This is a genomic window from Aliiroseovarius lamellibrachiae (assembly GCF_018599245.1).
Taxonomy (GTDB): domain Bacteria; phylum Pseudomonadota; class Alphaproteobacteria; order Rhodobacterales; family Rhodobacteraceae; genus Aliiroseovarius; species Aliiroseovarius lamellibrachiae.
Map to the genome: position 1 here is coordinate 41,860 of NZ_JAHEVJ010000008.1, position 13,432 is coordinate 55,291.

At 56.2% G+C, this 13,432-nt stretch carries 14 protein-coding genes; 5 read left to right on the forward strand and 9 right to left on the reverse strand.

All coding sequences use genetic code 11. The annotated features are described in order from the left end of the window. Window position 1: 1 nt before the first annotated feature. Entirely contained in the window at window positions 2-496 is a 495-nt protein-coding gene (locus tag KKW20_RS14060; protein WP_214568537.1) for a tripartite tricarboxylate transporter TctB family protein, read from the reverse strand. A 78-nt stretch (window positions 497-574) separates the two neighbouring features. Then, entirely contained in the window at window positions 575-1,561 is a 987-nt protein-coding gene (locus KKW20_RS14065; protein ID WP_214568538.1) for a tripartite tricarboxylate transporter substrate binding protein, read from the reverse strand. Between the two features lie 106 nt (window positions 1,562-1,667). Here KKW20_RS14065 and KKW20_RS14070 point away from each other — a divergent pair, with 106 nt between their 5' ends. Genes KKW20_RS14070 through KKW20_RS14080 form a run of 3 tightly spaced genes read left to right on the forward strand, consistent with a single transcriptional unit; the run spans window position 1,668 to window position 4,755 of the window. Continuing rightward, window positions 1,668-2,333 carry a response regulator transcription factor gene (locus tag KKW20_RS14070; RefSeq protein ID WP_214568539.1) on the forward strand — a complete coding sequence of 222 codons (666 nt, stop codon included), beginning with the start codon at window positions 1,668-1,670 and terminating at the stop codon, window positions 2,331-2,333. After that, on the forward strand, window positions 2,330-3,751 hold the full coding sequence (locus KKW20_RS14075) for a sensor histidine kinase (protein WP_214568540.1): 1,422 nt from the start codon (window positions 2,330-2,332) through the stop codon (window positions 3,749-3,751). The genes KKW20_RS14070 and KKW20_RS14075 overlap by 4 nt, the downstream gene beginning before the upstream one ends. Next, window positions 3,721-4,755: an ABC transporter substrate-binding protein gene (locus tag KKW20_RS14080; protein WP_214568541.1), complete on the forward strand. Its 1,035-nt coding sequence runs from the start codon at window positions 3,721-3,723 to the stop codon at window positions 4,753-4,755. Before KKW20_RS14075 ends, KKW20_RS14080 begins: the two co-directional genes overlap by 31 nt. Before the next feature lie 4 nt (window positions 4,756-4,759). Here the strand turns inward: KKW20_RS14080 and KKW20_RS14085 are convergent, their stop codons facing one another. Then, complete coding sequence (locus KKW20_RS14085) at window positions 4,760-5,218, reverse strand: Lrp/AsnC family transcriptional regulator (RefSeq protein WP_214568542.1); 459 nt, start codon at window positions 5,216-5,218, stop codon at window positions 4,760-4,762. Window positions 5,219-5,339: 121 nt separating this feature from the next. Between KKW20_RS14085 and KKW20_RS14090 the strand changes: the two genes are divergently transcribed. Beyond that, complete coding sequence (locus KKW20_RS14090; RefSeq protein WP_214568543.1) at window positions 5,340-6,542, forward strand: methionine gamma-lyase; 1,203 nt, start codon at window positions 5,340-5,342, stop codon at window positions 6,540-6,542. 2 nt (window positions 6,543-6,544) lie between these two features. On the opposite strand, the gene KKW20_RS14095 is transcribed toward KKW20_RS14090, so the two are convergent. Then, entirely contained in the window at window positions 6,545-7,012 is a 468-nt protein-coding gene (locus KKW20_RS14095; protein WP_214568544.1) for an Lrp/AsnC family transcriptional regulator, read from the reverse strand. A 155-nt stretch (window positions 7,013-7,167) separates the two neighbouring features. Between KKW20_RS14095 and KKW20_RS14100 the strand changes: the two genes are divergently transcribed. After that, window positions 7,168-9,561 (forward strand): transketolase, encoded by a 2,394-nt coding sequence (locus KKW20_RS14100; RefSeq protein ID WP_214568545.1) that lies wholly within the window; start codon window positions 7,168-7,170, stop codon window positions 9,559-9,561. Between the two features lie 47 nt (window positions 9,562-9,608). On the opposite strand, the gene yghU is transcribed toward KKW20_RS14100, so the two are convergent. The 5 genes from yghU to KKW20_RS14125 all read right to left on the reverse strand — a co-directional run bounded on the left by yghU (window position 9,609) and on the right by KKW20_RS14125 (window position 13,415). Next, complete coding sequence (gene yghU, locus KKW20_RS14105) at window positions 9,609-10,475, reverse strand: glutathione-dependent disulfide-bond oxidoreductase (protein WP_214568546.1); 867 nt, start codon at window positions 10,473-10,475, stop codon at window positions 9,609-9,611. Window positions 10,476-10,492: 17 nt separating this feature from the next. Further along, on the reverse strand, window positions 10,493-11,101 hold the full coding sequence (locus tag KKW20_RS14110; RefSeq protein ID WP_214568547.1) for a TetR/AcrR family transcriptional regulator: 609 nt from the start codon (window positions 11,099-11,101) through the stop codon (window positions 10,493-10,495). 254 nt (window positions 11,102-11,355) lie between these two features. Beyond that, complete coding sequence (locus KKW20_RS14115; protein ID WP_214568548.1) at window positions 11,356-12,402, reverse strand: SH3 domain-containing protein; 1,047 nt, start codon at window positions 12,400-12,402, stop codon at window positions 11,356-11,358. Window positions 12,403-12,560: 158 nt separating this feature from the next. After that, the gene (locus KKW20_RS14120; protein WP_214568549.1) at window positions 12,561-12,974 is read right to left on the reverse strand and encodes a hypothetical protein; all 414 of its coding nucleotides are present in this window, start codon (window positions 12,972-12,974) and stop codon (window positions 12,561-12,563) included. A gap of 45 nt (window positions 12,975-13,019) precedes the next feature. Further along, window positions 13,020-13,415 (reverse strand): hypothetical protein, encoded by a 396-nt coding sequence (locus KKW20_RS14125; protein WP_214568550.1) that lies wholly within the window; start codon window positions 13,413-13,415, stop codon window positions 13,020-13,022. Window positions 13,416-13,432: the final 17 nt, after the last annotated feature.

The following is a 13,432-nucleotide window of genomic DNA, read 5'->3' on the forward strand; positions in this document are numbered from 1 at the left end:
ATCAGCCCCCTACCGCAAAAAATGTGGGCCACGGGCTGAGGAAGATCCCCAACACCTGCTGCACCAAATACCATACAATGCCAGCGGCAAGGGCAGCCACGAGGGCCAAAACACCGTATCGTCGCTCGCCCAAAATAGCGGAGCCCAGCACCAAAAACCCAAAGGTCGCCGCCAAGAACCCGATCGGGCGCAAAAGCAACGCGTAAACCACCATAAGACCCAACAACATCAGGGCTTGCCCCAATTTATACTCAGTCAAACGGCGGTAATTGATCTCGCTCGGTTTGATCTCATCATCAGACTTCTCAATACCCAGCAAGATGATCAGCGCGCTGACAATGGTCAGCACCGAAAGCATTTTGGGAAAGGTCGATGGCCAGATTGGATTGCGTTGCATGAACGGCGGAAGGCCCCCATCCATGGTGAAAAAAGCGGTGTAGCCATAGACGAGGCTGATCATCAGAATAATCAGCGCGATCCAGCGATCCAGTGCCATTGGTCCCCTCCCCGGGATAAAGATTGTGGGCAGAAAAAGGGCGCAGCCAACACATGGCCGCGCCCATCAATTAGGGGCTTAAAGGAAGCCCAGTTCTTTCATCAGATCACCGATGACCTGTTCCTGCTCTTCTAGGAACGCTTTAAAGTCATCGCCTGAGTTGTGGATGTTGACCCAACCATTACGCGCGCGCACAGCTTCCCATTCTGGGGTGTCATACATCTTGGTCAGGGCCTCTTGGTACATCGCCACTTTGTCAGCGGGCAAACCGGGTGCACCGAAGAACCCACGCCAGTTTACAAAGGTGGTTTCCAACCCCTGCTCAACCATCGTCGGCGCATCCGGGGCCGCGTCCACGCGTGCATCCGCGGTCACACCGATGATTTTGACTTCGCCAGCGTTTGCCAGATCAACCGCTTCCGAAAAGCCGGTTGAAAGCGCTGCGATCTCACCTGACAGCAGCGCCGCCATGGCTTTTCCGCCCGCATCATAGGGGATGTATTTCAGCGCTGTGGGATCTTCGCCCGCCGCCTTCATCACCATCGCCGCGACAAGGTGGTCCATCCCGCCGGGAACCGACCCGCCGCCGACAGCTGTGCCTTTCATGTCCGCTTTATAGGCCGCAATGAAATCCGACATCGAGTTGATCGGGCTGTCTTTGCCCACAACAATTGCCGCATAGTCGCCGATGGTGCCAGCGACCAACGTCAGATCACGGAAGTTATGTGGGAACACGCCGGTCAGCGAACGGATCACGATCGGGGTGGAATTCACCATCAACGTGCCATGCTGGCTTGCGGCGTTTTCGATCAGATACCCAATCGCTTTACCACCTCCGCCACCCGACATGTTTTCGTAAGATGCGGTGCCAACAAGCCCGGCCCCCGTCAATGCTTCGCCCGTGCCACGCGCGGTGCCATCCCAGCCGCCGCCGGCCCCACCGGGGATCAGAAAGTGAATGCTGTCCACCACTTTATGGCCATCGGCCAATGCAGGAGCAGCAAAGCCCATCGCAGCAACAGCGGCGGTCATAATCATCCGCCGGGTCAGGTTCAGTTTAGTCATGGTATCCTCCCATTTGACAAATCGCGGGCGCACCGCGCATGTCTGAAAGGGAACACGTAAAGCTGACACAAACCTGTCACACCCAAAATGAAAGAAGGCACCCTGCATGAGATTTCTTCTGGTCGAAGACAACACCAGCCTGGCCAATGCCATCTTGGATCGTTTGCGACTGGACGCCCATGTGGTCGATCACGCCCCCGATATTGAAAGCGCCGAAGCCTTTTTTGCCACAACCGATTACGACTTGATATTGTTGGATATTATGCTTCCAGACGGGGATGGTCGTAGCTTTTTGAAATCCCACCGCGAACGGCAAGATGAAACCCCTGTCATCGTGTTGACCGCCCGGTCTGAGGTGTCAGATCGGGTGGGCGTTTTGGACCTTGGGGCGGATGATTACATCACCAAACCATTTGATTTTTCCGAGCTCGAAGCCCGCTGTCGCGCCGTGCTTCGCCGCCGTGGCGGGGGCAGTTCCAATGAGAAACGATTCGGAAATTTGCGCTTTGACCCGATGGCAGGCACATTGGTTGTGGGCGATCGCTCTGTCACTTTGCGCAACAAAGAGCTGCGTTTACTCGAGGTCTTTTTGGGGGCACCCGGGCGAATATTCTCAAAGGGCAAGCTCGTGGATCGGTTATTTTCTTACGAAGAGGACGTCTCTGAGAATGCCATCGAAGTGTATGTCGGACGGCTGCGTAAACATCTAATCGGATCCGGCGTTGAAATCACCACCGTACGCGGCATGGGGTACAGGATTTCACAAACATGACTGCGGGTGCTAAATCCAGCGTCCAAATCAGCGGTTCAATTCGCAAGCGGCTGCTGCTTCAACTGCTGGGAACTGCGGCAATCTTAGCCAGTGTGCTTATCGTCGCTGTACTTGGTTTTGTGCGCGATGTGGCCGAGGAAAGCCACGACCGGATCCTGTCGGCCTCCGCCACCTCTATTTTGGACTCGGTCACCGTGACAGCGGGCTCGCTCTCCGTGGATATCCCCTACGCGGCACTGTCCATGCTGGGGAACATCAGCGATGACCGGGTGTTTTATAGCGTCACCTCCGGTGGAACATTGCTGACAGGTTACGAGGATTTGCCCGATGTTTCCCCCCCCCTGAGCGCCGATGGACAACAAGGGCAACCGGCGTTTCCGACCGTTTTTCAAACATTGGATTACAAAGGCGATAGCGTACGTATGGCCACAGCCTCGCGACGTTTATCGCTTAACGGCATTCCAAAGGTCATCGCAGTCAATGTGGCGCAAACCCGCGACGGTCAGGCCCTGATTTTGACCCGCCTTACACGATCCTCCATGGCGCTTGGCGCCGGTTTTTTCCTTTTGGCATCATTGCTTTCGGTGTGGTCGGCGCAATCCACCATTCGCCCCTTGGCCACGCTTACGCAAGCCATATCGCGCCGCGGTCCGAAAGATTTGCGCCCGGTCGCACGCCCGGTGCCTTCAGAAATGGCACCGCTTGTGACCTCGCTCAACACCTTTATCGAACGGCTCAGTGCATCTTTGTCACGCTCCGAAGATTTCATCGCCGAAGCCGCGCATCGCGTGCGCACACCGCTGGCCACCGTGCGCACACAGGCCGAAATCACCCTGCGCCGGGTTGAACGGGAGGACAACCGCACCAGCCTGCGCGAAATGATCCGCGCCATCGACGAAAGCTCGCGAGCGGCGGGGCAATTGCTGGATCACGCGATGGTCACCTTTCGCATCGACAGCTTGGAACAAGCCGAGTTTGACTTGTCCAATCTGGCCGAGGAATTGGTCGAGCGTCTGCGCCCCATGGCTGAGCTGCGCGACATCTCGTTGGTGTTTGACGGACATCCCCCCTGCCTGATGCGGGGCGACCCGATTTTGATCCAAAACGCGGTCCGCAACATCTTGGACAATGCCATCAAATACTCGCCTTCCGACCGTCAGGTGTGGGTCAGTGTCACGACCGAGGCAGGCACAGAATGTGTTTCCGTTCATGATCAGGCTGGTGGATTTGGCGACACGGACACGCGCAGTTTGACCGAGCGTTTCGTGCGGGGCGACAATGTGCAGGGCACCGTCGGATCCGGGTTGGGCCTGACCATCGCACGCGAAGTCGTCGAGGCCCATGGCGGCGAAATCCGCATCATAAACACCGATACAGGAGACGGCGCATGCGTCACGCTTTGCTTCCCCTCACTCTGACACTTATTGCACTGTTCAGCACGGCCGCACAGGCGTTTGAGATTGAGGATCACCGCTGGTTTGGCCCCAAAGACGGTGACGTCCTCCGCGTGATTTCCACCACGGACACAACCATTTTAACCCCGCTGATCGAGGTGTTCTTGCACGACAACCCCGGTGTGGGGCTGGACTATGTCGTGGCCAGTTCAGGTGACGTCATGAAAGCCCTAAGCGAAGAGGGACGGCAGTATGATGTTGCGCTATCTTCTGCAATGGATTTGCAAGTGAAGCTGGCCAATGACGGTTTTACCCGCGCACATCAATCCGCCGCGACAGATCTGTTACCGGAATGGGGGGAATGGCGCGGACATGTGTTTGCCTTTTCACAAGAACCCGCATCCATTGTGGTCTCGGCCAAGGCATTGCACGCAGACGAAGTGCCCCACACGCGACAGGCGCTGATCTCGCTTTTACGCGATCAGCCAGACCGGTTTCGGGGCAGAATTGGCACCTATGATGTTGCTCAAAGTGGGCTTGGGTATCTCTTTGCCACCCAAGACGCGCGCACGGCGGAAACCTATTGGCGACTGATGGAACTGATGGGGGGGCTGGGGGTGGAACTCTATTGCTGTTCCGGCGATATGATCGAAAGTGTGGCCGAGGGGCGCATTTTGGTCGCCTATAACGTGTTGGGCAGCTATGCCCGCGCACGCACCGATTTGGCCGAGCATATCGTGGTGATTGACCCCGAGGATTACACCCATCTGATGATGAGATCGGCGGTGATCTTAAAAGATGGTGAAAACGCGGATATGGCCGGACGCTTTGTGGATCATCTGATCCGCGCCGCTTGGTCCACCCCGCGCCCGCAAGAATATCCCTTCAGTGATCTTTCAAGCGACTTCACCTTGCAATCCGATGCCCAGCGCCCGATCAATCTCGACCCTGGCTTGCTGGTTTATCTGGACCGCGCCAAGCACAAACGGTTTTTGGAAGAGTGGCAAAATGCCGTGCGGCAGAAATAAGCTGTTAATCGACCATCGGGAAAACATCGGTCTTTTTCACGGTGCCGTAAACAAAACTTGTGTCAATTGATGCAATGCCGCCAATCGGATGGATGCGGTTGCGAATAAAATCCTCATACGCTTCCAGATCAGCCACCACAACGCGCAGCTGATAATCAGTCGCACCCGTCAGAACATGGCATTCCAACACCTCTGCGATCGCCAGAACGCGACGCTCAAAGTGCTGCACATCGTCTTCGTTGTGGCGTTCAAGTCGAATGCGCACAAAAACGGTAATGGGCAGGCCATACGCAGCCGCATCCGCCTCGACCGCATAGCCGCGAATGGCCCCAGCCGCTTCCAGATTGCGCACCCGCCGCAAGCATGGCGATGGCGACAGGTTCACCTTGTCAGCCAAATCCTGATTGGTCATACGCCCATCTTTTTGCAGTTCGCGGATAATTTGGCGATCTTTGTGATCCATTAGGTCAGCCCCGGTTTTTAGCATTTTATGCCAAAATATACCCCGATACTGGCAGACTTCGCAATCCATGACCTTTCAGGCAGTGGCATTATGACGGGGAAACTCGAACCAGGAGCTTGCCATGTCGACCCCAAAAGGCTTTGCCACCCGCGCCATCCACCACGCCTATAACCCGCTGGACAATGGCGGCGCGCTCACTCCGCCGCTTCACCTGACCTCTACCTTTTCGTTTGAAAGCGCTGAGGCCGGCGGTGAGATGTTTGCCGGCGAGCGCGAAGGGCATATCTATTCGCGCATCTCCAACCCCACCTGCGATCTTTTGGAACAGCGCATTGCAACCCTGGAAGGCGCCGAAGCGGGGCTGGCGTTATCTTCTGGCATGGGCGCAATCACTGCCGTTTTCTGGACGCTCTTGTCGCCGGGGGACGAGGTGATTGTGGACAAAACGCTTTACGGCTGCACCTTCGCTTTCATGCAACATGGCTTGGCAAAATGGGGCGTGAAAATCACCCATGTCGACATGACGGAGCCAGAAAACCTCCGCACGGCCATCTCTGACAATACCCGCGTTGTCTATTTCGAAACCCCCGCCAACCCCAACATGCGGTTGGTGGACATTTCCAAAGTGTCAAAGATTGCCCATGACGCCGGTGCAACGGTGGTGGTCGACAACACATACGCCACCCCCTATTTGACCCGCCCGATTGCGCATGGCGCGGACATCGTTGTGCATTCCGCCACCAAATATCTGGGTGGTCACGGTGATGTGGTGGCTGGCCTTGTGGTTGGCAAATTGGAACAGGTCACAGAAATCCGTCTGGTTGGCATGAAAGACATGACCGGCGCTGTGATGGCCCCCTTTAATGCAATGCTCATCCTGCGCGGACTGAAAACACTTGCCCTGCGGATGGACCGTCACTGCGCCTCGGCTATGAAAGTGGCAGATTGGCTTGAGGCACAACCCGGCGTGCAGGCCGTACATTTCCCCGGCCTAACCAGCTTTCCTCAGCACGATGTGGCCCGCGCGCAGATGGACCAACCGGGTGCGATGATTGCGTTTGAATTAGACGGTGGCATCGACGCGGGACGGCAAATGATGAACCGCCTGAACATGATCCAACGCGCGGTGTCTTTGGGGGATGCCGAAACGCTGATCCAACACCCGGCCTCTATGACCCACTCGACCTATTCGCCAGAAGAACGCGAAGCGCATGGCATCAGCGACGGTTTGATCCGCTTGTCTGTGGGACTGGAAGAGGTGGCCGATATCATCGCCGATCTGGACGCCGCTTTGGCACCCTTCTTGGTTCAAGCCGCAGAATAAGGTTACGGGGTGCGCGCACCGCCCGCTTTGACCCGCCGGATCGGGATCGAAGACTGGATCGACGCCACCCCATCCACCTTGGTGAGCTTACCAACCAAGAAGGCTTCGAAATCTCGCAACCCTGTGGTGGCGATCCGCATCAGGTAATCCCGGTCACCCGTCATCAACCAGCAATCGACCACTTCGGGAAAACCAATAATCGCTGTTTCAAACTTGACCAACGCGTCGTCCACCTGACGATCCAATTGGACCGAGACAAAGACAGAGACATCAAAGCCCAAGGCGGCCTCGTCAATGCGGGCCCCATAGCCGGTGATAATACCCCCCTCTTCCAACCGCCGAATGCGGCGCGCGGTAGGGGTGGGGCTGAGGCCAATTTGATCGGACAGGTCCTGCACGGATATTCGCCCCTGTTCGCCCAAATGGCGCAGAATTCGAATATCAAAGACGTCAAGATCGACAGTTTCCACCCAATAGCCCTCTAATGTTGGCGTTTTCCTTCAAGGCGCTAGCCAACAGAACCACAATTGGCCGGGATGCTGCAAGGCAAACCTGTTAGACTGCCCCCTGCCCCGCGCAAAAGCCCTGCTTTTTGGCGCTGCGGCAAAGACCAAAGGACCGCATCATGAACACACAATCCACCACTCCGATCACAGACATCCAACAGCTGAAAACCGTGGAGCAACGCCTGTTGTGGCTGTCCCATTGGATGATCCACCACGCCAATCATGTGCGCCCCAAGGCGGATGGGATTAAGATCGGCGGGCATCAGGCCTCTTCCGCGTCAATGGTATCGATCATGACTGCGCTCTATTTCAACACGCTGAAACCCGAAGATCGCGTGGCCGTCAAACCCCATGCCAGCCCCATCTTTCACGCGATGCAGTATCTGATGGGCAATCAGACCCGCGAAAAGATGGAGAATTTTCGCGGTTTCGGCGGTGTGCAAAGCTATCCTAGCCGGACAAAAGACATCGACGATGTTGATTTCTCAACCGGGTCGGTTGGCTTGGGCGTGGCAATCACATCCTTTGCCTCGATGATCCAAGATTACATCACCGCCAAGCCTTGGGGCACCGATGCCCCACAAGGCCGTATGGTGGCGCTTGTGGGCGATGCGGAACTGGACGAGGGCAACATCTATGAATGCCTTCAGGAAGGTTGGAAAAACGACCTGCGCAATACCTGGTGGATCATTGATTATAACCGCCAATCACTGGATGGGATTGTGCACGAAGGGTTGTTTGAGCGGGTTGAAAAGATCTTTGACGCCTTTGGCTGGGACGTTGTGCGCGTGAAACACGGCGTGCTGCAACGGGCCGCATTTCAGGAACCGGGCGGCGACAAACTGCGCGATTGGATTGATGCCTGTCCGAACCAAGACTACTCGGCCCTGACCTATATGGGCGGCGCGATTTGGCGCAAACGCTTGATGGATGATTTGGGCGATCAGGGCGACGTGACCGCGTTGATTGACGCCCGATCAGATACGGAATTGGCCGCGTTGATGGAGAACCTCGGCGGCAATTGCGTTGAGACGATGGCCGAGACCTTTGCATCCATCACCCACGACCGCCCCACCTGTTTTCTGGCCTATACGATCAAAGGCTGGGGCACGCCGATTGCGGGTCACAAAGACAACCACGGCGGGTTGATGAACAAAACCCAATTCACGGAATGGCAAGCAAACATGGGCGTTGAAACAGGCGCGGAATGGGATCCGATGGCAACCGTTGCAGATCCCGCCGCACTTCAAGCCTATTTGGGGCAGGTTCCATTTTTCGCCAACGGCCCGCGCCGGTTTCATGACGCGCAACTGGAGGTTCCCGCAATCGAACTCAGCCCAGATCGCGAGATTTCGACCCAGATGGCCTTTGGCAAAGTGTTGGATGATTTATCTAAGGGTGACAGTGATTTGGCCGCACGGATCGTCACCACATCCCCGGATGTGACCGGTACAACCAACCTTGGCCCATGGGTGAATAGGCGCAAGCTTTTTGCCCGCACAGCACAGGCCGATGCCTTTATCGAACACCGCATTCCGTCCACCGCCAAATGGGAATTCACCCCCGAAGGGCAGCACATCGAACTTGGTATCGCCGAGATGAACCTGTTCCTGTTGCTGGGCGCCGCCGGCCTGTCACACAGCCTGTTTGGCAAGCGATTGATCCCAATTGGAACGGTCTATGATCCCTTTGTGTGTCGCGGCTTGGATGCGCTCAATTACGCCTGTTACCAAGATGCGCGGTTCATGATTGTCGGCACACCATCCGGGGTCACATTGGCCCCCGAAGGCGGCGCGCATCAGTCGATTGGCACACCGCTGATTGGCATGTCCCAAGACGGTCTGGCCGCCTTTGAACCCGCCTTTGCGGACGAGCTTGCGGTAATCATGCGGTGGTCCTTTGACTATCTGCAACGTGACGACGAAGGCGACCCGGATGAACGCACATGGCTGCGCGACGAAACCGGCGGGTCGGTGTATCTGCGCCTGACCACCAACCCCATTGAACAGCCCGGAAAACGCCATGACGATGCCTTCCGGCAGGGCGCAATTGATGGTGGTTACTGGCTGCGCAAACCCGGCCCCAATTGTGACGTTGTGATCGCCTATCAGGGTGCTGTCGCGCCAGAGGCGATCAAAGCGGCGGGGATGATTGGCGAAACCCGGCGTGACGTTGGCGTTTTGGCTGTGACATCCGCTGACCGTCTGAACGCTGGTCTGACAGCGGCACAACGCGCGCGGTCGCGTGGAAATGTAAATGCCCAGTCACATGTAGAGCATCTGATGCAAGACCTGCCGCCACACTGCAAATTGGTCACCGTCATCGACGGGCATCCTGCCACTTTGTCTTGGCTTGGCGGTGTCGCAGGCCATCAAACCATCCCGCTGGGGGTGGAGCATTTCGGGCAAACCGGCACAATTGGGGACCTTTATCGCCACCACGGAATTGATGCCGCGGCAATCGTCGAAAAGGTTGCTGGGCTGACCCAAGGTCGGCGTGTCGTCAGCCACTAGGAGAGGCCTGAACGGGGTGGACTTATTCGCCCCGTTCAGAGCAACATTCAGGCTTCCTGTGGCGCAATCTTATCTTGGGTGCGCAGTTCGAAATCTGACGCGTCATGACGTTCATGAAGCTGGTTTTCAAGCGGCCCCCAAGTGCGGTTCACTTTGCGCCCACGCTGCACCGCAGGGCGATCCAGAATGTCATATGCCCAACGGCGCAGGTTCTCATAGCTTTCGACCTGTAAAAACTCGCCCGCGTCATAGGCATCCCCCATCACAAGGTTCCCATACCACGGCCATGTCGCCATATCCGCGATGCTGTATTCATCCCCGCCAAGATAGCGATGTTCAGCAAGTTCCCGGTCTAAAACATCCATCTGACGCTTGGTTTCCATGGTAAATCGGTCGATCGGATATTCAAACTTTTCAGGGGCATAGGCATAGAAATGGCCAAACCCACCACCCAAATAGGGGGCGGACCCCTGAAGCCAGAACAGCCAATTCATCACCTCGGTCCGGTGGGCGGGATCCGCTGGTAAAAAGCGGCCAAATTTTTGCGCGAGATAAAGCAAAATCGCCCCGCTTTCAAAGACCCGACTGCCGGTGTCTGTGTCGAAAAGTGCCGGGATTTTTGAGTTTGGATTGACCGCAACAAACCCGCTTGAGAATTGGTCCCCGTCACCGATCTTGATCAAATGCGCGTCATACTCTGCCCCTGCTTCGCCCTGCTCAAGCAGTTCTTCAAGCAGGATTGTGACCTTTTGCCCGTTCGGTGTTCCGAGCGAATAAAGCTGCATGGGATGCTTGCCCTTTGGCAATTCGGCATCATGCGTGGCGCCTGCGATGGGGCGGTTGATACTGGCCCATTCGCCGCCGTTTTCAGCATCCCAGGTCCAAATTTTGGGGGGAGTATATGTATTGCTCATCTTGATCTCTTTCCTGCTCATTCGGATGCTCCACACACCCGCAAATTTTCAATTTCCCGGGCCATGTCCTCGGCCAGTTCCGCCGTTTCCAAAGCATCCGTCCCTAGGTGTAGTTCAAACCGCAAGGCTGCCAAATTGGCCTGAAATCGACGCGCCAACCGATTGGTGTTCGCCGAATCAGGAAGCTCGCCCATCTTTTGTGCGCGGGCGAAACCTGCCGCGAATTCTTGTTGCATTGCGGCCAGATAGCTCCGCGTTTTCTCAGCAATGGCAGGTTCAGTTGTCTGCGTATCGACCAATGATTTGGTCAGCATACACGCCTGACGCGCCATATCATTTGGGCTCAGTGCTGCGATCGTCCGAAAATGTGCGGCAAGCCCGGCCAAAGGCGACGCTGCGCGCGCCATCTGGGCCCGGTGCCCCAAGCGAGATTTCTCAAAATATCGTTCCAGGGCCAGCAGATACAGGTTTTCCTTACTGGAGAAGGCCGCATAGATGCTACCTGGTTTCATCTTCAACCCAGCCTCAAGGTCCTTAAGCGACGTCGCGTGAAACCCTTTCTCCCAAAAAAGAGACATGGCCGCGTCCAACGCTTTGTCGCGATTATAGGGGGTGGCACGGGTCATCGCGCTTCCTTTTCCTGCATCAAATGCACGCCCATTTCACACGAATTTGAGCGTACACTCAATCCCGTAGTTTCCCCAGCTGCTCAAGAATACGGGCACAGGTCTGGCGGTATGATGTGCATAGCCAGAGGCGTCACTGACACGGCAGCGACATTCGCGGTTGAAGATGACCGTTAAAAATGGTCCGAGAACGCCAACAACGGTTTGTAATGCGTTGGTCCGCCCGCGTTGCCTTTCCCTTCCCACCGCTGTTGTTATTGGGGATTACAGCACCCGAAAAGATTTTCCATGTGACCCGTACTTCCAGACGGGCGCTGCAACTGAATCGACATCGAATACTGGGTATCTGACATGCCATCAGAGCATGATTTCTGGTCGATCGTACCCGTCAAAGGGTGCGCTTTGAATGCAAAGGGATATCCCCCCGATGTTGCGGGTGTAGCCATGGCCAGATGGCGCACAGGGTCGGGCCCTTCGATGAGCGAAGTGTATTGAAAACGCCGGTCCTCGCCGATTTCCAATGTCCAAAAGGGCTCGGTTCCACGGCATGTCAGCCCCAATGGAAATCCGTTTGCCGTGGCAGAGGTGGCATTCTCAGCCATGCGTGTCAGAAACCGCATGTTGATATACCCGATTTGACCATTGAGCGTGATTTGCCCCCAGTTTCCAGATGCCCGGCCGTTGACGTTTACGACGGAACCCGGATTAAGGCTGCCAATTTGATTGCCACCTGCCCTCGGCGCGTCACGCACCCAAAGAACATCACCTGACGCAACGCCAGACACCGAAAACACCGCCGGCAGAGGGCCACCATCAGGCCCCACGCCTGGGGTCGCATCCGGCATAGGTTCGGGTGTCGACCTCATCGCGGCAAGATAGGCAGTGCTCACCCAACCCACGTCAGATCCAAATGCGATCATCGCCCAGTCGCCCCCCCTGTCAAATTGTATGACGTGAACAGCTGTATGATCAGCTAAGACGCCCAAACGACCAAATGCCGTTCCTGCGCCATCGCGCACAACAAGCCCCCCATCCGGGTCACCCACCGCAATACCGGTTACAACATTGGGGCCAAGGCGCGGGCGCTGCGTGTCAGCCCCGCTTGCGGGCGCGGCGAGATACTTGGAAGCCACCCAGTAAATTCGCCCTTGATGCAAAATTTGCGCCCACCTGCCGTCTTCATTGTAGGCCAAGACATTGACATGCGCGTGTTCGAAAAGATCCCCACGGTCGGGATAAGAGGCACCAGGCCCGGCACGCAGATTAAGCGTGTCACCGTCAGCAATATTGACAACCTCCATCATCTCAGCGGATGCGGTTGTGATCGTGAGTGTAAGGGCGGCCGCGAAGATGGCGACAGGGGTATATCGTTGGGGGAACAATGGCTGGGTACTCGCTCAATGATGTTGCAGATTGTGATGCACGGCCCATCGCAAGCGAGAGCCGTGCAAACCAACGCTTATTTAAAGCAGTTTTTGGCAACAGCGCCTGCCGCCGCCATATGACCTTTTCCTTGCCCGACCGCTTTGGTCATGACCTCTACAAGCTCTTGAGGTTTGCAGGTTTGCGCCCCAATCTTACGATAGGCATCGCGGGATTTCTTAAATCCATCGACGTCAATTTTGCCAATATCTTTAAGTGTTCGGGCAAATTCATGAGAGGCCCCGGTCTCTGGATTTGGCAATTCAACTTCGATCGCCGCACCTTCGCCTGCAACACTCTCCAATGGGCATGGGCCACCGAACGTACACTGTAGCCAACATCCGGGCGGATCCGAGGCTTGCCAGCAGCTTGTAATCGCCCAGGCCGAACTCATCGACATCATCAAACTGGTTGCGGCAATGACGCCGCCGAAGAAGGTTCTTTTCATCATGGTATTTTCCTGTTGTGGTAAAATTGAGAGAACATGGATGCCTTGCTATTTGATGGGCTCTTCCGGCAGGGGGACGGGTTTCTCAAGGCAGACCGGCGGACAGCCCGAAGACTTCTGAATTTTGGGATCTGGCAGAATGATTGACATCTTTGGCTTGCGCCGATGTGTTTTTGCAAGGTCTGGGTTTTTTGCAATCTCTGCATCTAAGGCCAGCATCGATTTGATGTCTTTTGCTTCGATTGCACCTTGGGGCATAAGCCCGCCAAAGCACCTCGATCCTTCGGGCACTTCGATGTCTTCGCATGGGTAGGCCGTGGTGGTGCAGGACCACCCATTCGGCCCACAAAGCACATCTGCGCCCGCCACCAACGGAGCGCCCGCCACCGCGAACATGAATGCACCCGCCGTCATTGCCGTCAGTAATTTACCTTGAAAAAACATAATCCAATCCTTCGTCT